The organism is Pseudomonas putida (assembly GCF_001941965.1).
In the GTDB taxonomy this organism is placed as follows: Bacteria; Pseudomonadota; Gammaproteobacteria; order Pseudomonadales; family Pseudomonadaceae; genus Aquipseudomonas; species Aquipseudomonas putida_L.
Genome location: NZ_MKZO01000067.1, coordinates 16722 through 35998, shown reverse-complemented (window position 1 = coordinate 35998; position 19277 = coordinate 16722). Strand labels below are relative to the sequence as shown.

Below are 19277 nucleotides of genomic sequence, written 5' to 3'. Positions count from 1 at the left end.
ATTGGTGTTTGTGTAACTTCAGTCAAGGTTTAACTAAACATAGTGTGTTCAACACAGAACCCTGTGGGAGCTGGCTTGCCAGCTCCCACAGGGTCATCGGCGATGCCTACGAACGGCAAATCTGCGACAATCCCCCGCTATTCCAAGCCGATCATCTCCCGCAGGACACGCCTGCGCCGCCAAAGACCTCATGACTGACCAGAACGCCGCCATCGGGCAACTGCTGAAAAACCTCGATCACGCCATGATTGCCGAGCGCCATCGCCTGCGCCGGCAACTGCACGAACTGCGCAAGCGCCCCGACGAGGCCAAGCTGGCCCAGTGGGCGCAGCGGGTCCAGGCGTCGTGCGACCAGGCCGCCGCGCGCAAGGCCAGCGTGCCCACCGTGCGCTACGACGACAGCCTGCCGATCGCCGCCAAGCGCGACGAGATCAAGAAGCTGGTGGCAGAAAACCAGGTGGTGATCATCGCCGGCGAGACCGGCTCGGGGAAAACCACCCAGTTGCCGAAGATCTGCCTGGAACTGGGCCGCGGCCAGTTCGGCCTGATCGCCCATACCCAGCCGCGGCGGATCGCGGCGCGCAGCGTCGCCAGCCGGGTCGCCGAGGAACTGGGCACGCCGCTGGGCGCACTGGTCGGCTACCAGGTGCGCTTCGAGGACCAGAGCGACGCCAATACACTGGTCAAGCTGATGACCGACGGTATCCTCCTCGCCGAAACCCAGCACGACCGCTTCCTCGAACGCTACGACACGATCATCGTCGACGAGGCCCACGAGCGCAGCCTCAACATCGACTTCCTGCTCGGCTATCTGAAGACCCTGCTGCCACGCCGCCCTGACCTGAAGGTGATCATCACCTCGGCGACCATCGACCTGGAGCGCTTCTCGGAACACTTCGACAAGGCGCCGATCATCGAGGTCTCCGGGCGCACCTTCCCGGTGGAAACCTGGTACCGCCCGCTGACCAGCGAGCAGGACGAGGAGGGCAACCGGGTCGAGGACGATCTCACCGTCGACCAGGCGATCCTCGCCACCCTCGACGAGATCGCCGCCCACGAGCGCAGCGTCGGCAAGGGCCCGGGCGATGTGCTGGTGTTCCTCCCGGGCGAACGCGAGATCCGCGATGCCGCCGAGGTGCTGCGCAAGGCGCAGTTGCGCCATACCGAGATCCTGCCGTTGTACGCGCGCCTGTCGCCGGCCGAGCAGCAGCGCATCTTCCAGTCCCATCCGGGGCGTCGAGTGGTACTGGCGACCAACGTCGCCGAAACCTCGCTGACCGTGCCCGGCATCCGCTACGTGATCGACAGCGGTACCGCGCGCATCAGCCGCTACAGCTACCGCGCCAAGGTCCAGCGCCTGCCGATCGAAGCGGTGTCCCAGGCCAGCGCCAACCAGCGTAAAGGCCGTTGCGGCCGGGTCGAGCCGGGTATCTGCATCCGCCTGTACAGCGAAGAGGATTTCAACGCGCGGCCGGCCTTCACCGACCCGGAGATCCTGCGTACCAACCTCGCCGCCGTCATCCTGCAGATGCTCCATCTGCGCCTTGGCGAGATCGATGCCTTCCCGTTCATCGAGCCGCCGGATGGCAAGGCCATCAGTGATGGCTTCAACCTGTTGCAGGAGCTCTCGGCGGTCAACCGCGAGAACCAGCTCACCCCGCTGGGCCGCCAACTGGCCCGCCTGCCGGTGGACCCACGCCTGGGCCGCATGCTGCTGGAAGGCGCCAGGCAGGGCAGCCTGCAGGAAGTGTTGATCGTCACCAGTGCCCTTTCGGTGCAGGACCCGCGTGAACGTCCGCCGGAGCGCCAGCAGGCCGCCGACCAGGCCCACGCGCAGTGGAAGGACGCCGACTCGGACTTCGCCGCCCTGGTCAACCTGTGGCGTGGTTTCGAAGAGCAGCGCCAGGAGCTGACCTCCAGCCCGCTGCGCAACTGGTGCCGGAAGAACTTCCTCAACTACCTGCGCCTGCGCGAATGGCGCGATGCCCATCGCCAGCTCGGGCTGATCTGCCGCGACCTGCAACTGAGCGTCAACAAGGAGCCGGCGGACTTCCCGCGCCTGCACAAGGCGATCCTCTCCGGCCTGCTCAGCCAGATTGGCCAGAAGACCGAGGAAGGCGATTACCTCGGTGCCCGCCAGCGGCGCTTCTGGGTGCATCCGTCCTCGGGCATCGGCAAGAAGCGCCCGCAATGGATCATGACCGCCGAGCTGGTGGAAACCACCAAGCTCTATGCGCGCATGGTGGCGAAGATCGATTCCGACTGGATCGAGCCGCTGGCCGGACACCTGCTGAAGAAGAACCACTTCGAGCCGCACTGGGAGAAGAAGCGCGGCCAGGTGGTGGCCTTCGAACAGGTCATCCTGTACGGCCTGATCGTGGTCGGCCGGCGTCCGGTGCATTACGGGCCGATCGACCCGCAGGTTTCCCGCGAGCTGTTTATCCGCGAGGGCCTGGTGGGCGGCGAGATCAACTCCCGCGCCCGTTGTCTGGCGGCGAACAAGAAGCTGCTGGAAGAACTCGACGAGCTGGAAGCCAAGGCCCGCCGCCGCGACATCCTGGCCGACGAAGAAACCCTCTACGGCTTTTACGAGGAACGCCTGCCGGCGGAGATCCACCAGGCCGCGACCTTCGACAGTTGGTACAAGACCAACAGCCAGAAGGACCCGCAACTGCTGATCATGCGCGCCGAGGACGTGCTGGCCCGCGAAGCCAGCGAGGTCACCGCCGCGCAGTACCCGGACACCCTGCGCCTGGGCGACCTGAAGCTGTCGCTGAGCTACCACTTCGAGCCCAACCACCCTCGTGACGGCGTTACCGTGCGGGTGCCGGCGCCATTGCTGCCGAGCCTGCCGGGCGAACGCCTGGAATGGCTGGTGCCGGGCCTGCTGGAAGCCAAGTGCATCGCCCTGGTGCGCAACCTGCCCAAGGCCCTGCGCAAGAACTTCGTGCCGGTGCCGGACTTCGTCAAGGCGGCCATGGCGCGCATGACTTTCGCCGAAGGCTCGCTGCCCCTGGCGCTGGGTCGGGAACTGCTGCGCATGACCGGTGCGCGGGTCAGCGACGAAGCCTGGGCCGAGGCGGCGGAACAGGTGGAAAACCACCTGAAGATGAATATCGAAGTGGTCGACGGCCAGGGCAAGTTCCTCGGCGAAGGCCGCGATCTGGCGGAGCTGACCGCCCGTTTTGCTGCGGCCAGCCAGGCCGCACTGGCCGTGCCGCAGTCGGAGAAAACCCAGAAACCAGTGGAGGCCAAGGGCTTCGGCAAGGTCGAGCAGACCGCCCAGCAGAAGATCGCCGGGCTGTCGATGACGGTCTATCCGGCGCTGGTGGAGGAGGGCGGTACGGTCAAGGAAGGGCGTTTCTCGACCCAGGCCGAGGCCAGCTTCCAGCATCGCCGCGCCCTGCAGCGCTTGCTCCTGCAACAACTGGCCGAGCCGGCGAAGTTCCTGCGTGGCAAGTTGCCGGGCCTGACCGAGCTGGGCCTGCTTTATCGCGAACTGGGCCGGATCGATTCGCTGGTCGAGGATATTCTCCTGGCCAGCCTCGACAGCTGCGTGCTGGAAGGCGAAAGCGTGCTGCCGCGTGACGGCGCGGCCCTGGCGTCCCTGGCCGAGCGCAAGCGCGGCGACTGGACCGATCACGCCGAGCGCCTGGCGCGGCTGGTCCTGGAAATCCTCAAGCTGTGGCACGGCCTGCAAAAGCGCTTCAAGGGCAAGATCGACCTGGCCCAGGCCGTGGCGCTCAACGATATCAAGCAGCAGGTGGGCAACCTGGTCTATCCGGGCTTCGTCCGCGAGACCCCGGGCGTCTGGCTCAAGGAACTGCCGCGCTACCTCAAGGCAGTGGAGCTGCGCCTGGAAAAACTCGGCGCGCAGGTGCAGAAGGACCGGGTCTGGAGCGGCGAGCTGAGCAACGCCTGGGCGCAGTACAAGGCCCGCGCCGACAAGCATGCCCAGGAAGGCAAGCGCGACGAGCAGTTGCAGCTGTACCGTTGGTGGCTGGAGGAATACCGGGTTTCCCTGTTCGCCCAGCAACTGGGGACCAAGGTGCCGATTTCCGACAAGCGCCTGAGCAAGCAGTGGAGCCAGGTCGAAGCCTGACCGGCGGGCGCCGGGTTGTGCCCGACAGGGGCCAACCCGGCGCAGTTGTGGCACACTTGGCGATATTTACCGCCGTCGGACGCCCGTTCCGGTCGCGGCAACCGACTTCCGAACAGCCTGCAACAGCTCTGCCACGCGGGGGTGTTGCAATCACGACTTGGCACCTTGGTGCCAGTTCGAAGAACCCAACAGAGGATCGATCGTGCATAACGTCGTCATCAGCGGCACTGGCCTGTACACCCCGGCCAACAGCATTTCCAACGAAGAGCTGGTGGAATCCTTCAACACCTATGTCACCCGGTTCAATGCCGAGAACGCCGCGGCCATCGAGCGTGGCGAGGTCCAGGCCCTGGCCGAGTCCAGCGCTGCCTTCATCGAGAAGGCCTCGGGGATCAAGAGCCGCTACGTCATGGACAAGGCCGGCATTCTTGACCCGCAGCGCATGAAGCCGCGTCTGCCGGAGCGCAGCAACGACGAGCCGTCGATCCTCTGCCAGATGGGCGTGGCCGCCGCCGAGCAGGCCCTGAAGCGCGCCGGGCGCACGGCTGCCGATGTCGATGCGGTGATCGTCGCCTGCTCCAACCTGCAGCGCCCGTACCCGGCCATCGCCATCGAAGTGCAGCAGGCCCTGGGGATCAACGGCTTCGGCTTCGACATGAACGTCGCCTGTTCCTCGGCCACCTTCGGCATCCAGGTCGCCTGCAACAGCGTGCAACTGGGCCAGGCCCGTGCAGTGCTGGTGGTCAGCCCGGAAATCTGTACCGGCCACCTCAACTTCCGCGACCGCGACAGCCACTTCATCTTCGGTGACGCGGCCACTGCCGTGCTGGTGGAGCGCGCCGACCTGGCCACCTCCGAGCATCAGTTCGATATCGTCAGCACCAAGCTGCTGACCCAGTTCTCCAACAACATCCGCAACAACTTCGGCTTCCTCAACCGCGCGGCGGAAGAGGGCGTGGATGCGGCGGACAAGCTGTTCGTCCAGGAAGGCCGCAAGGTGTTCCGCGAGGTATGCCCGATGGTCGCCGAGCTGATCGGCACGCACCTGGCGGAAAACAACCTCAACGTCAGTGATGTTCAGCGTTTCTGGCTGCACCAGGCCAACCTGAGCATGAACCACCTGATCGTCAAGAAGCTGCGCGGGCGTGACGTGCTGGAAGAAGAGGCACCGGTGATTCTTGACCGTTATGCCAACACCAGCTCGGCGGGCTCGGTGATCGCACTGCACAGCTATCAGGATGACCTGCCGAAAGGCGCGCTGGGTGTGCTCAGTTCGTTCGGTGCCGGTTATTCGATCGGTAGCGTGATCCTGCGCAAGCGCTGATCTTTCCCAGCATTTATGTTGTGGCTGCCGGCCTCATCGCTGGCAAGCCAGCTCCCACAGGTTACGCGGTCCCTGTGGGAGCTGGCTTGCCAGCGATGACGGTCGCGTGGACAACGCATGAAGCGTCATTGATCCGGAATCCAGGAGGACTGGTGTAATCTGCCGGCAAAAAGCCATAAGCTTTCCAGGCGGCATCGGCTTCAACAGGGTTAAGCAAAATGTTCGAGATAGATCGCAACAGCAAAGTGCTGTTGGTGGACCAGATTCGCAACGAAATCATCAGCCGCATCGAAGCCTTCCAATGGGTTCGCGGCAGTCGACTGCCCTCGGTCCGGGCCCTGTCCAAACAGCTGGGCGTGAGCATTTTCACGGTCAGCAGCGCTTACGAAGACCTGGTCGCCCGGCAGATCATCGAGTCCCGCCCCGGCGCCGGCTATTACATCCTCGCTTCCGGCCCCGCTGACACCAGCAAGGATTCGGAGCGGATGATCCCGCCTTCCAGCCTGCATGCCGGTTTCCTCTACCGTGCGCTGGACCCGTCGCAATACGATTTCCCGGTCAGTTCCGGCTACCTCCCGCCGTCGTGGCTGGCCGACGCGGTCCCCGCCTCGGTGACCGGCCGGCTGATCCGCAACACCCTGTCGTGCAGCGTCCCGGCCCCGGCCGCCGGCAGCCAGGAGCTGCGCTCGGTGATCGCCAAGAAGCTGCGCGAACTGCAGATCAACGCCTCCAGCACGCAGATCGTGGTGACCATCGGTGCCACCCACGCCTTTTCGCTGATCCGCAACATGATGCTCGAGGCCGGCGATTACCTGCTGGTGGAAGACCCCAGCTACCTGCTGCTGCAGCTCAAGCTGATCAAGGATCGCGACTTCAACATCATCACCGTGCCGCGTACCCACGACGGCCCGGACCTGGACATCATGGAGGAGATGGTCGCCAAATACCGGCCCAAGCTGTTCCTGACCCAGACCCTGATCCACAACCCCACCGGCGGCAACACCTCGCCGGCCAAGGGCTTCCGCATTCTCTCACTGGCGCAGAAATACGATTTCCATATCGTCGAGGACGATATCTTCGGCGCCCTGTGCACCCGCCAGACCCTGCGCCTGAGCAGCCTCGACGAGTGGAACCGGACCTTCTACCTGAGTGGTTTCAGCAAGGTGCTCAGCCCGGCGCTGCGCCTGGGCTACGTGGTGGCGCCGCCAGAGTTCGTCGAACGCCTGGTGGAGCAGAAGATGTACAACGTGCTGTGTGGGTCATCCCTGGACGAGACGATCGTCGCCTACACCCTGGAGTCCGGGCGCTACCAGCATCATCTGGATGCCTTGCGCCAGCGGGTGATGCACGAGCGCATCCGCGCACGGGAGTGGCTGACCAAGGTCGGCGTGGAAGTCGACGAGGGCGTGGTGGAGGGATTGTTCATCTGGGCGCGCTTCCCTGCGCACGTGGATCTTCGCCGCCTGATCGAGGAGGCGCACGATGCCCGGATTTTCCTGGCCCCGGGTTCACTGTTCAGCAATACCCGCGAGTACGACCAGTACATCCGCCTGAACGTCAGTCATTGCAACGACCTGCGTTTCAGACAATTTGTCGCTGACCATCTATGCAGCGAAACTGCCAGCGCTTGAAGTAGTCGGCGAAGGTGCTCACCTGGCCCAGGTCCTCATAGGAATAGATCACGCCATTGAGGATCTGCACGATATCGTTGTCGCGCAGGGTCGGGATGAACGAGTCTTCGAGGATCTCCAGGCCATTCACCGCCAGGCTCAGGTCATCGATCCAGTACAGCGGCTTGCCATCCTTTCCCGCCCAGATGCGGCTATCGGCATAAAAGGACTTCAGGGCCAATCCATTGGTTTGCATGGGCATGACGTTGATCCTGCTTCGACTGATTGAAGGGTTGGCCATGGCTCAGGCCTTCCTGTGTGCCCGGAACCGCAGGCGTGTCGCATCCACGGTCCAGCGTCCGTTGCTGTCCAGCAGGTCGCGGGCCAGGTCTTCCGTGACCTCTTCGAGGAAGGCGGCGCGCATGTCTGCCGGCACTGCCTGCAGGTAATGACCGCAGCAACCCTCGATCCACTCCGTGATCGGCACCTCCAGCACCAGCGGCTGCTCGAACCAGCTGATATGGCTGACATGGAACCCGGCCTGCTCCAGCACCTGCTGGTACTCGTGGGCGCTGGGCAGATACCAGCGTTCCAGGTCGGTCCAGTCGATCGAGCGGCGCTCCAGCGCCCCCGTCAGGGCCCGGCGGATCAGCGCGGCGTGGGCGCTGCCGGCGAACTCGCCGACGAAGCGTCCTCCCGGCTTGAGCGCCATGTAGGCGCCGGTCGCGACCTCGTCGGCCTGGTGCATCTCGTGCAGGGCGTCATGACTGAACACCACGTCGAAATCCTGATGGAAATACAGCTCCTCGGCGTTGCCGCGTTTCACCTCCAGGCCACGGGCCCGGGCCGCCACCACCCGTTCCGGATCGATGTCGAAGCCGGTGAGCTCGGCGCCCTGGCTGGCCAGTTGCGCCGTCAGGCAGCCGTCGCCGCAGCCGATGTCCAGCACCTGCTCGCCGGACTTGAGCGCCAGCAGGCCCAGCACCCCATCCACATAACGGGCGATGCAGTGCGTGGGGGTGTCCGGCGGTTCGCTGCCGGGGCGGAAAAAACTCGGAGCGCTCATCTCGATGTTTCCGTGTTATTGCGGGATAAAAAGGCGCGTGCCGGTCGCCCGACACGCGCAAAGGTTCAGAGACGCTTGGACAGCCAGACCAGCACGATCACCACGGCGCACACCGCCGGGGTCAGCCAGTTCCAGGCTTCGCCCATCAGCCAGATGGAGAAGGCGAAGGTGAAGAAGGGTTGCAGCAGCTGCAGCTGGCTGATGCGCTGGATACCGCCCAGGGCCAGGGCGCGGTTCCACGAGAAGAAGCCCAGCAGCGAGTTGATCAGGGCCAGGAACAGCAGGGCGGCGACACCCTGGCCAGGCAGGTTGGCGATGGTCTCGCCGTCGTACAGGAACAGGCTCACCGGCAGCAGCACGGGCAGGCTGACCACCAGGGTCCAGCACATGACCTGCCAGCCCGGCAGTTCCTTGGACAGGGCGCCGCCCTGGGCATAGCCGAAACCGGCCAGGACCACGGCACCGAGCAGGGCCAGGTCACCGATATAGATGTCCTGCACGTCGGACTTGATCACGGTGTAGGCGAACACGGTGAGGAAGCCCAGGCTCGATACCAGCCAGAACATCTTCGATGGCCGGGTGCCGGTGATCAGGGTGCCGAAGATCGCAGTGGACAGCGGCAGTGCCGCCAGGACCACGCCGCCGTGGCTGACCGGCACATACTGCATGCCCAGCGCGGTGAGGATCGGGAAGCCGTAGACGATGCCGGTGGACGTCAGCAACATGCGCTTGAGCTGGGAACCGTTGGGCAGCTTGGCGCGGCCGATGATCAGGAATGGAATGGCTGCGAGCGCCGCCAGCACCGAGCGGAAAAAGCCGACCTGCAGGGCGCTCAGGTCGCCGGCGAGCATCTTCGCCGCCGGCAGGGTCATGGCGAAGGCGGCCACGGAAATCAGGCCGAGGAAGTAGGCCTGCATGTCCTGGTTCTTGGTGTCTTGAAAACTGGCGACTGTACTTTGCGTCATTGCAGCGGTTCCTTTCTGGCTTTACCGGTAAGGCATCCGCCCTCCATGGGCGGATGCGCACGCCGGTCAGATCTGTTTGTTGTTCAGGTTCGGCTTGTCCAGCGGGCTGGTGCTGAGGAAGAACACCAGGGACGTGCGGGTCCCGCTTTCCACCTTGCGCACGCCGTGGGGGATCTCGCAGCGGTTGATCAGCACGTCGGCGTAGCCGGTCTTGAGCAGGGCTTCCTTGCCCTCGTAGTCGACGAAGAACTCGCCGCCGCCGTAGTCCTTGCCGAACTGGATGACCACCGAGTAGCGGTATTCCAGGTTGCTGTAGGTGTCGATGTGCTTGCCGATGAAGTTGCCTTCTTCCAGCTGGTTGGCCTGGCAACGGCGGATGTAGCTTTCGCCGCCCATGATCCCGTTGAAGAACTCGCGGCTCTTGCCGGAGGAGAGGATCTCCACCACGCGCTTGCCCCACGGATCGTTGCGGTACACCGGCAATTGGCCTTTCTGGTCTTCCATGAAGCGGCCGACCGAGAGGAAGTTCTGCTCGCCCACGTCACCGATCTCGATGATGGTCTTGGGGATCACCTGGCAGGCTTCTTCCATGTAGGCCAGGTCTTCGCGGGAGAACAGCTGGGCAGCGTTCAGGGCTGCGTAGGCGCTGCTGTTCAGTTGCTGGCTTGCCGCTTGAATCGTCTGTTGCATGATCAGGCTCCTTGAGAACTGGGCGTGGGGTACAGCATGTCTTGGGGTTGGGTCGCAGCGTTCTGCAGCGGGCCGAAGGGCTCGCGCACGCCGCGGCACATGTGGTCGCGAATCAGGTACAGGCCGGACATGAAGCCCCAGACTTCGAGGAACGGGCCGTAGCTGGACGGTTGGCCCTCAATGCTGGCGCGGTAGTTGGCGATATGCCGGTAGTGCACGTTCGGCCGGCGGTGGTGAGCGTCGTGGTTGGGCAGGTCCTGTGGGTAGACGTACAGGCGCACCGGTACATCCAGCAGCAGCGCCTTGAGCACCCAGCCGGTCCAGGCAGCGACACCACCGCTTGGCGGCGTGCGGCCCTGGAAGCGGCCCCAGGTCAGGCGGCCGTAATGCGGCTTGTCGGCCCTGCCTTCCTCGCGCTGGTAGAACCACAGGTGTTCGGTGAACAGTTGCAGCCACATCGAGTGCTCGAACAGCACCGCCCGCGGGATCCCGTAGATCAGGGCGAAGGCCATCAGGCTGTCGGTGGCCCACAGCAGCACCAGCAACACGGCCCAGAACACCAGGCGGAAGCGCACCTCGTCCCGTGGCGGCCGCACGAAGCAGTCGTTCAGGGTCGCGCGCCACTGGCGCAGCAGGTAGGTCGGGCGGAACGGTGTGCAGATCACCCGCCACCAGTAGGCCAGCTCCGGCATGCCCGGGTAGAAGCCCTGGGCCTGGATGAAGCGCTGGTCCGGGTCGATGTCGGTACACAGCACATGGATGTTGTGGTGTTCACGGACATGGCTCTGGTTGTAGGTGTCCCAGTCCTGGTACAGCAGCGGCGTGGTCAGGAAGAACCGCGCGTAACGCTGGGCCCGGGCCTTGTCCTTGAGCACCGCACCGTGGGTCAGGTAATGGAAGGTCGCCTGCATGCTGCGCAGGCGGTTGACCATCAGCACCCAGGCCGCGATCACCAGCAGCACCGACAGCAGCGGATGGAAAGCACCGTCCAGCACCGCCTTGCCGAGCAGCACCAGGCCGATCATCACCGTCCAGGTGAACAGCAGGTGGACCAGCAGGAAGCGCTCGCCGGTCTTGTCCATCTTCGCCTTCAGGGCCTCGGCCGGTTGCACCAGGCCCTTGCCGGTCAGCCAGGTCCACAGCGGCTGCAACGGCAGCCGGCCATACGCCGCGCGCAGGTTGCCCTGCGGGCCGTACTGGCAGTAGTGGGTGGCGTTGTCGTGCTGGTTCATCAGTACACCCGCGTCAGGTAAAGGACCGGGATGTCGCTGTACAACCAGTAGAACGGCTGCATGCGGTTATGGTCGGCGCCGATCACGATCGGGTTCTGCCATTGCGCGGCGAAGACCTTGCCGATGGCCGCGTATTCCGCGCCCTGGGCGTAGAGGATCTGCATCAGTTCCTCATTGCTGCGCTGCTGGTGCCAGGCCTGGTACAGCGGCAGGCGGGCATTGAAGATCCCGGCGTAGTCGAGGTCGCTTTCGACGATGCAGCCGTTGTCGCGACTGGCCAGGCGCCGTTCGGCCTCGGCGGTCAGGGCATGCCACTGCGCTTCGCCACCGGCAGCCTCGGCGATCATGATCGACTCGGTGTCCGGGCCGAGGATGTCGAGGATCTTCTGCTGGCTGATGCGCAGCTTGCGGGCGAAGCCCTCGCGGGTTTCCTTGAGGCGGTTGAGGGTCGAGGCATCGAAGCCCTCGAAGTCGCCGGCGCCGATGGCGATCCGTGCATCGATACCGTGCTTCTTCAATACTGCCTGCAGCACCGGCAGGGTCTTGACCACCCGCCCGGCCACCAGGCCGATGCCTTCGCCCAGGTGCTCGAAGGTGTAGCGCAGGCGGCCGTTCTTGCTTTCGTAGCCGTAGTCCGGGCACACCGGCGAGACCAGGGTGATGGTTTCACCGGCCAGGCCCTTGGCCAGGGTTTCGGCGAAGCGCGCCATGAAGTGCGGCGCCGAGGTGGTGAAGGACAGGCGCTCGAAGGCCTTCTCCAGGTCGATCACCAAAGCGTCTGGTAGCACTGTCATGGTGGGGTAGCGGACCTTCAGCGCCGGGGTGGTCACCGTGTTGTCGTTGACCGCGCAGAGCAGCAGGTTGAGCAACGAAGGGCGACTTTGGTTGATATAGGGTTTATCCAGAATCAGGGTCTTGCGGCCTTCTTCATGGCGAACTTGCCATTGGAAACCCGGGAACTTCGACTGGATAAAGCGATAGAACGGCATATAACGTGGAAGTCCGGTCTGTTCATCGTCATCACGCTGGAAGTTGGCATACACGGCGGACAGCCGGGAGACTTCTTCCTCGATGCACAAGGCCTTGACCAGATCCGCCGGTGGTTGTTGCGACAACGAGATTGGCGACAACACACGCTTGCTGATCAACTTATGGGTAAGTTTGTTTCTGACGTAATATTTCGCGAGAGTCTGGCTCATGGCATCACCGGTACGAAAGTTCCTGGTCAGCAGGCGTGAGTTCGATAAGGTTGATATTCACGTGCGTTGGCTGGCGCAGGGCCCAGACCACCGCATTGGCGACATCCTCCGGTTCCAGCGGGGTCAGGCTGCTGTACACCTGGTCGGCCCGGGCCTGGTCGCCGTTGTTCTGCACGAGGGCGAACTCCGAGCGGGTCTTGCCCGGGGCGACGGTGGTCAGGCGTACCCGGCTGCCCACCAGTTCGGTGCGCAGGCAGCGGCCGAAGTGCTCGACGAAGGCCTTGGAGGCGGCGTACACATGCCCGCCCTGGTAATGCACATGGGCGCCGATGGAGCTCAGGTTGACCACGTGGCCGCGGCCGCTGGCGATCAGCCGGGGCAATACCGCGCGGGTCACGTTGATCAGGCCGTGGACATTGGTGTCGAGCATGGTTTGAATATGCTCGTCGGTAATGTCCAGCAACTTGCCGTGACCTTGCAGCAGGCCGGCGCCATTGACCAGTTTGTCGATACTTGCGAATTGCTCCGGCAGTTCATTGATCCGTTCATTCAATGTCTGGCTGTCGCGAACATCACAACTTATTGCGTGGAAACTTCCGTGGAATTCATCGCTCAATGCATTCAGGCGCTCTTCCCGACGGCCGATTCCGATAACGTTGCTTCCCTGCTTTAGCAAAATTCTGGCGCAAGCCAGCCCGATGCCAGACGTCACTCCGGTGACGACGACCGTTTCATCAGTTTTCAATTGCTGCTCCTTCTTACTTGCACTTGTGAGGTGAGGTGGTGTTGCTACCTGGAAGCGTCCGTGCCTGATGAACGGGGTCAGATTAGAAAGAGCGTCGGGGGATGTACCGGTACAGCCGGGGCGCTGCGCACCAAACTGTCTGGTCGCCGGACCATGACAGTTTGCGAAGGAAGCTCAGGACAGTGCGGCGAGGTGCGGGCAGGTAGAAGAGGGAAGGCTGTGCTGCTGTGCGCTTTTGTCGCAGGGACGACCCAGAGATGGCAAATTGATGTCAATCGCGCCGAAAAACGGGCGTTTTGCCATATTCCTGAACGGAGTAAAAAAGTTCCGCTGTCACAAAACATTTATATAAAAGCCACTGATCTGAAATAACCCCCCGCCAAGATTCCTCCCCAGCACAAGTGGCCCTGTCCACGTGTTTTTTCAACGTAATCAAGACCATAAAACGTTAGGGGAGCTTCATCGATGATCCGTAAGCACTTCGCAGGTTTCGTAGCCAGCGCCTTGGCCATGGCCGTTACCGCCCAGGCTTTCGCGGGTACCGTGACCACCGACGGCGCCGATATCGTAGTCAAGACCAAGGGTGGCCTCGAGGTCGCTACTACTGACAAGCAATACAGCTTCAAGGTCGGCGGTCGTGTCCAGGCTGACTACAGCAGCTTCGACGAGTTCTACACCGTCAACGGCAACCGCGCTGACGCTGGCTACTTCCGTCGTGCATTCCTGGAAATCGGTGGTGTTCTGGCTACCGACTGGGCTTACCAGATCAACTACGACTTCTCCCACAACTCCGGTGGTGACAACCGTAGCGAAGACGGCTACTTCGACGAGGCCTCGCTGGCCTACAACGGCTTCAAGCCAGTGTCGATCAAGGTAGGTCGCTTCGACCCAGAATTCGGCCTGGAAAAAGCCACCAGCTCCAAGTGGGTAACCGCTCCCGAGCGTACCGCTGCCTACGACCTGGCCGACTGGGTCAACGGTCACAACGGCGGCCTGGGTATCCAGGCTTCGAGCAACATCGGTGATTCCGTCTACCTGTCCGGCGGCATGTTCGCCAAAGACGCCACCAACGCTGACAAAGACGGCGACAGCACCAAGCAGTTCAACTTCCGTGGCGTCTTCGCGCCGATGCACAGCGACGGCAACGTCCTGCACTTCGGCCTGAACGTCGCTCAGCGCGACCTGTCCGACACCTCCTTCGACGGCCGTATCCGCAGCCGCCTGGGCATGCGTGGCGTGAGCACCGACGGTGGTCAGGACGCTGGCACCAACGGCAACCGCCTGACCCTCGGTGGCGCCAACAACACTCCAGCCGGTGCCTACGACACCGACCGCGCCTGGGGTCTGGAAGCTGCCTTCGCTACCGGTCCTTTCTCGGTACAGGGTGAGTACCTGAAGCGCAAGGTCGAAGCTGACGCTGCTGCCTACCAGGACATCAAGGCCACCGGTTACTACGCTCAGGTTGCCTACACCATCACCGGTGAAGCCCGTGCCTACAAGCTCGGCAAGTTCGACGCTGTCAAGCCTCAGAACAAGCAGATCGGTGCCTGGGAAGTGTTCTACCGCTACGATCACATCGAAGCTGAAGACGACAACGGCGCCTTCGCCAACGTCGGCGACATCGAAGGCAAGGTGCATAACCTGGGTCTGAACTGGTACGCCAACGAAAACGTCCGTATCAGCGGTACCTACGTCAAGGCCAAGGTCGACAACGCCCAGAATGCTAACGGCGACGACAAAGGCGACGGTTTCGTACTGCGCGCACAGTACGCTTTCTAAGCAAAGACGCTCCTTCATCCGTTAAATTTTCAGCCCCACTTCGGTGGGGCTTTTTTTTCCTTTGGTTGCTCACGTGGTCATTGTGGGCTTGCCAGCGATGAGGCCACCCGCTACAACACAAATCTTCTTTTCCTGCACACAACCCGGCAAACTCCCGCAATGCCGACTCTCACCCTGAACCACCTCGCCCAGCTCGATGCCGCCACCTGGGACGCCCTGGTCCCGGCGGACCAACCCTTCCTGCGCCACGCCTTCCTCAGCAGCCTGGAAGACAGCGGCAGCGTCAGCCCGCGCACCGGCTGGACCCCGTCCCACCGCCTGCTCACCGACGACCACGGCAAGCTGCTCGCCGCCATGCCGGCCTACGCCAAGACCCATTCCTTCGGCGAGTACGTGTTCGACCACGGCTGGGCCGATGCCTGCGAGCGGGCCGGGATCGGCTATTACCCGAAGCTGCTCTGCGCCGTGCCCTTCTCGCCGGTAGGCGGACCACGTCTGTTGGGCGAACCCCATGCGCTGGCAACCTTGCTGGAGGAGGTCGAGGAGTCACTGCTGGAACAAGGCCAGTCCGGCCTGCACGTAAACTTCACCGACCCCGCCGCCGACGCCGCCCTGCAGCATCGCGAAGGCTGGCTGGAACGCCTCGGCTGCCAGTTCCACTGGCGCAATCAGGGCTACCGGGATTTCCAGGACTTCCTCGACGCCCTCGCTTCGCGCAAACGCAAGCAGATGCGCAAGGAGAGAGAGCAGGTGGCGGGGCAGGGCATCGAGTTCCGCTGGTATCGCGGCGCCGAACTGAGCGAGGCGCAGTGGGACTTCGTCTACGCCTGCTACGCCAACACCTACGCGGTGCGCCGTCGCGCACCGTACCTGACCCGGGAATTCTTCAGCCTGCTGGCCGAGCGCATGCCCGAGGCGATCCGCGTGGTCATGGCCCTGCAGGGCGGGCGCGAAGTGGCGATGGCCTTCAGCCTGGTCGGCGGCGACAGTTTCTATGGCCGCTACTGGGGCTGCCTGGCCGAGTTCGATCGCCTGCACTTCGAGACCTGTTTCTACCAGGGCATGGACTACGCCATCGCCGAAGGCCTGCAGCGCTTCGACGCCGGCGCCCAGGGCGAGCACAAGCTGATTCGAGGGTTCGAGCCGGTGATCACCCGCTCCTGGCATTACCTGCTGCACCCGGGCCTGCGCACGGCGGTGGAGGATTTCCTGCGCCAGGAACGTCTCGGCGTGCTGGCCTATGCGAAAGATGCCCGCTCGGCCCTGCCGTATCGACAGGGCTGAGCGAGGCTCTTAGTCGACCCCGACGAAACCGCCGGTCTGGTGATGCCAGAGCCGGGCATAGAGCCCGCGCTGGGCCAGCAGCTCGCTGTGGCTGCCCATCTCGGCGATGCGGCCGTTCTCCAGGACCACCAGGCGATCCATCCGGGCGATGGTCGAGAGACGGTGGGCGATGGCGATCACGGTCTTGCCCTGCATCAGGGTTTCCAGGCTTTCCTGAATGGCGGCTTCCACTTCCGAATCCAGTGCCGAAGTGGCCTCGTCCATGATCAGGATCGGCGCGTTCTTCAGCAGTACCCGGGCAATCGCGATGCGCTGGCGCTGGCCACCGGAGAGCTTGACCCCGCGCTCGCCGACATGGGCATCGAAGCCGGTGCGGCCCTGGGCATCGCTGAGCAGCGGAATGAATTCCTCGGCCCGTGCGCCGCACACCGCGTTCCACAGTTCCTCGTCGCTGGCATCGGGCTTGCCGTAGCGCAGGTTGTCGCGGATCGAGCGGTGCAGCAGGGAAGTGTCCTGGGTGATCATGCCGATCTGCCCGCGCAGGCTTTGCTGGGTGACCTCGGCGATATCCTGGCCATCGATGAGGATGCGCCCGCCTTCCAGGTCATACAGGCGCAGCAGCAGGTTGACCAGGGTCGACTTGCCGGCACCGGACGGGCCGATCAGGCCGATCTTCTCGCCGGGGCGGATATCCAGGTCGAGGTTGCTGATGATCCGGCTGCCGCTCTTGCCGTAGTGGAAATCCACGTTCTCGAAACGCACCGCGCCGCGATCGACCTTGAGGTCCGGGGCGTTCGGTTTATCGGTGACGCTGACCGGCTGGGCGATGCTTTCCAGGCCGTCCTGCACGGTGCCGATATTCTCGAAGATGCCGTTGACCACCCACATGATCCAGCCGCTCATGTTGACGATGCGGATCACCAGGCCGGTGGCCAGGGCGATGGCGCCGGTAGTGATCAGCGACTGGGTCCACAACCACAGGGCCAGGCCCGTGGTGCTGACGATCAGCAGGCCGTTGAGGCTGGTGATGACCACGTCCATGCTGGTGATGACCCGGCTGGCCAGTTGGGTCTTTTCGGTCTGCTCGCGAATCGCTTCGCGGGCGTATTGCTGTTCGAAATCGGTATGGGCGAACAGCTTGAGGGTGGCGATATTGGTGTAGCCATCGACGATCCGCCCCATCAGCTTGGAGCGCGCCTCCGACGACACCACCGAGCGCTCCTTCACCCGCGGCACGAAGTAGCGCAGGGCCACGACATAGCAGGCGATCCAGGTCAGCAGCGGGATCATCAGGCGCCAGTCGGCCTCGGCGAACAGCACCAGCGAGCTGATGGCATAGATGCTCACGTGCCACAGCGCATCCATGGCCTGCACCAGCGAGTCGCGCAGGGAGTTGCCGGTTTGCATGATGCGCTGGGCGATGCGCCCGGCGAAGTCGCTCTGGAAGAAATTCAGGCTCTGCTTGAGCACGTAGGCGTGGTTCTGCCAGCGGATCATGCTGGTCATGCCCGGGCTGATGGCCTGGTGCACCATCAGGTCATGCAGGCCGACGAACACCGGCCTGAGCACCAATGCCACCACCAGCATCCAGATCAGTTCGCCGGCATGTTCGCTGAACAGGTTGATATTCGGCGTGCCCTGGGCCAGGTCGATGATCCGGCTCAGGTAGCTGAACAGCGCCACTTCGATCAGGGCGACGATCAGGCCCAGCACCATCAGGGCGACGAACGCCGGCCAGACCTGGCGCAGGTAGTAAAGGTAGAAGGGCAGGACCCGCGAAGGAGGCGCCGCAGTGGGCGCCTCGCGGAAGATGTCGATCAATTGCTCGAAACGACGGAACAGCATGCAGCACTCCTGTAAGGATGGCGGGCGCTTCGCCCGAGGGGTCACGTCCCTGTGACACCCCGGTCAGTCGATGCGCTTGGCCGACTTGATGTAGACCGGATCGGCGGGCACGTCACGCATGCCTTTCCTCATGGTGGTAGGCGAGTTGACGATCTGGTCGACCACTTCCATGCCCTTGGTCACCTTGCCGAATACCGCGTAGCCGGCGTCGCGACCCGGGTTGAGGAAGTCATTGTCGGCGACGTTGATGAAGAACTGGCTGGTGGCCGAGTTCGGGTTGCTGGTGCGGGCCATGGACAGGGTGCCGCGGGTGTTCAGCAGGCCGTTGCGCGCTTCGTTGGCAATCGGGTCCTTGGTGTCCTTCTGCACCATCTGGTCGGTGAAACCACCGCCCTGGACCATGAAGCCCGGGATCACGCGGTGGAAGATGGTGTTGTTGTAGAAGCCGCTGTCCACGTACTGCAGGAAGTTCTTGGTGCTGACCGGTGCCTTCTCGGCGTTCAGTTCGATCTCGATCTTGCCGAAGCTGGTGGTCAGTTCGACGTGCGGGGTCTTGTCCGAAGCCATGACGCCGGTAGCGAAGGCGACCGAGCAGGCGGCCATGAGGATTTTCTTCAGCATGTACTCAATGATCCTTGAGAGGTGGTTGAGGCCGCAGCGAGAAACTGCAGCAGGGTCTGGTTGAAGACGTGGGGCTGGTCCAGCGGCGTAGCGTGCCGGGAATCGGCGATCACCGCCAGTCGGGCGCCGGGGATCAGTGCGGTGTATTGCTCTTTGAGCGCCACCGGGGTGTAGTCGTGGTCGGCGCAGATGATCAAGGTGGGACAGGTGATCCGCCCCAGGCGTTCCTCCACGCCCCAGTTGACGATGGCGTCGAAGCTCGCAAGGTAGGCGCGCTTGTCGTTCTGTGCCCAGCGCTCGGCCATCTTGCGCCGCAGTTCGGCCTGTTCCGGCTTGGGGAACAGCCGCGCTGCCAGGCCTTTGCCGATGGTGCTCAGGGACAGGATGCGCCCCAGGCTCCAGCGCTTGGCCCACTGCCAATAATCGTCACGGGTGCGCACCTTCACCGCCGGGGCGCTGTTGACGATGGTCAGGCTGCGCAGCCACTCGGGGTGGTCGACAGCGAACTGGAAGCCGACCATGCCGCCCATGGACAGCCCGACGAAATGCACCGGGCCGGTGTTCAGGTGTTCCAGCAGGGCCATCAGGTCGGCGCTGAAGCCGGCGATGCTGTAGCGTTCGCGGGGCTTGTCGGAGCGTCCGTGGCCACGCAGGTCGAGGAGGATCAGGCGATAGTCGGCGGCCAGTTCCGGGATCTGCATTTCCCAGTCCTGGCAGCTCGAACCGAGGCCGTGCAGCAGTACCAGGGGTTCGCCCCGGCCGTATTCTTCGTAGTGCAGGGAGCAACCTTCATGTTCGAAGTAGGCCATGGGCGG

The 19277-nt window shown here is 63.6% G+C and carries 15 protein-coding genes; 5 read left to right on the top strand and 10 right to left on the bottom strand.

Annotated features, from left to right (window positions below):
- Window positions 1-190 precede the first annotated feature (190 nt).
- The 3 genes from hrpA to PSEMO_RS27575 all read left to right on the top strand — a co-directional run bounded on the left by hrpA (window position 191) and on the right by PSEMO_RS27575 (window position 7057).
- A complete protein-coding gene (hrpA, locus tag PSEMO_RS27585) occupies window positions 191-4102 on the top strand; it encodes an ATP-dependent RNA helicase HrpA (protein WP_075806051.1) in 3912 nt (1303 codons plus the stop codon).
- A 202-nt stretch (window positions 4103-4304) separates the two neighbouring features.
- The gene (locus PSEMO_RS27580; protein WP_075806050.1) at window positions 4305-5426 is read left to right on the top strand and encodes a beta-ketoacyl-ACP synthase III; all 1122 of its coding nucleotides are present in this window, start codon (window positions 4305-4307) and stop codon (window positions 5424-5426) included.
- 218 nt (window positions 5427-5644) lie between these two features.
- On the top strand, window positions 5645-7057 hold the full coding sequence (locus PSEMO_RS27575; protein ID WP_075806049.1) for an aminotransferase-like domain-containing protein: 1413 nt from the start codon (window positions 5645-5647) through the stop codon (window positions 7055-7057).
- Here PSEMO_RS27575 and PSEMO_RS27570 read toward each other — a convergent pair.
- The 7 genes from PSEMO_RS27570 to PSEMO_RS27540 form a co-directional block, all read right to left on the bottom strand.
- Window positions 7008-7298: a hypothetical protein gene (locus PSEMO_RS27570; RefSeq protein ID WP_075806048.1), complete on the bottom strand. Its 291-nt coding sequence runs from the start codon at window positions 7296-7298 to the stop codon at window positions 7008-7010. The genes PSEMO_RS27575 and PSEMO_RS27570 overlap by 50 nt on opposite strands.
- Window positions 7299-7340: 42 nt before the next feature.
- Entirely contained in the window at window positions 7341-8102 is a 762-nt protein-coding gene (locus tag PSEMO_RS27565; RefSeq protein WP_075806047.1) for a class I SAM-dependent methyltransferase, read from the bottom strand.
- A 65-nt stretch (window positions 8103-8167) separates the two neighbouring features.
- On the bottom strand, window positions 8168-9067 hold the full coding sequence (locus tag PSEMO_RS27560; RefSeq protein WP_075806046.1) for a DMT family transporter: 900 nt from the start codon (window positions 9065-9067) through the stop codon (window positions 8168-8170).
- A gap of 66 nt (window positions 9068-9133) precedes the next feature.
- Entirely contained in the window at window positions 9134-9757 is a 624-nt protein-coding gene (locus PSEMO_RS27555; protein ID WP_075806045.1) for a 2OG-Fe(II) oxygenase, read from the bottom strand.
- A gap of 2 nt (window positions 9758-9759) precedes the next feature.
- Entirely contained in the window at window positions 9760-10989 is a 1230-nt protein-coding gene (locus PSEMO_RS27550; protein ID WP_075806044.1) for a hypothetical protein, read from the bottom strand.
- A complete protein-coding gene (locus PSEMO_RS27545; protein ID WP_144443635.1) occupies window positions 10989-12119 on the bottom strand; it encodes a hypothetical protein in 1131 nt (376 codons plus the stop codon). The genes PSEMO_RS27550 and PSEMO_RS27545 overlap by 1 nt, the downstream gene beginning before the upstream one ends.
- A 73-nt stretch (window positions 12120-12192) precedes the next feature.
- On the bottom strand, window positions 12193-12933 hold the full coding sequence (locus tag PSEMO_RS27540; RefSeq protein WP_075806042.1) for an SDR family NAD(P)-dependent oxidoreductase: 741 nt from the start codon (window positions 12931-12933) through the stop codon (window positions 12193-12195).
- Window positions 12934-13398: 465 nt separating this feature from the next.
- Here PSEMO_RS27540 and PSEMO_RS27535 point away from each other — a divergent pair, with 465 nt between their 5' ends.
- Window positions 13399-14712 (top strand): OprO/OprP family phosphate-selective porin, encoded by a 1314-nt coding sequence (locus PSEMO_RS27535; RefSeq protein ID WP_075806041.1) that lies wholly within the window; start codon window positions 13399-13401, stop codon window positions 14710-14712.
- Window positions 14713-14871: 159 nt separating this feature from the next.
- Window positions 14872-15996, top strand: coding sequence for a GNAT family N-acetyltransferase (locus tag PSEMO_RS27530; RefSeq protein ID WP_075806040.1), 1125 nt, complete (start codon window positions 14872-14874; stop codon window positions 15994-15996).
- Window positions 15997-16005: 9 nt separating this feature from the next.
- Here the strand turns inward: PSEMO_RS27530 and PSEMO_RS27525 are convergent, their stop codons facing one another.
- The 3 genes from PSEMO_RS27525 to PSEMO_RS27515 all read right to left on the bottom strand — a co-directional run bounded on the left by PSEMO_RS27525 (window position 16006) and on the right by PSEMO_RS27515 (window position 19271).
- The gene (locus PSEMO_RS27525) at window positions 16006-17841 is read right to left on the bottom strand and encodes an ABC transporter ATP-binding protein (RefSeq protein ID WP_075806039.1); all 1836 of its coding nucleotides are present in this window, start codon (window positions 17839-17841) and stop codon (window positions 16006-16008) included.
- Window positions 17842-17904: 63 nt separating this feature from the next.
- Window positions 17905-18462 (bottom strand): peptidylprolyl isomerase, encoded by a 558-nt coding sequence (locus tag PSEMO_RS27520; protein WP_075806038.1) that lies wholly within the window; start codon window positions 18460-18462, stop codon window positions 17905-17907.
- Window positions 18456-19271, bottom strand: coding sequence for an alpha/beta fold hydrolase (locus PSEMO_RS27515; RefSeq protein WP_075806037.1), 816 nt, complete (start codon window positions 19269-19271; stop codon window positions 18456-18458). Before PSEMO_RS27515 ends, PSEMO_RS27520 begins: the two co-directional genes overlap by 7 nt.
- Window positions 19272-19277: the final 6 nt, after the last annotated feature.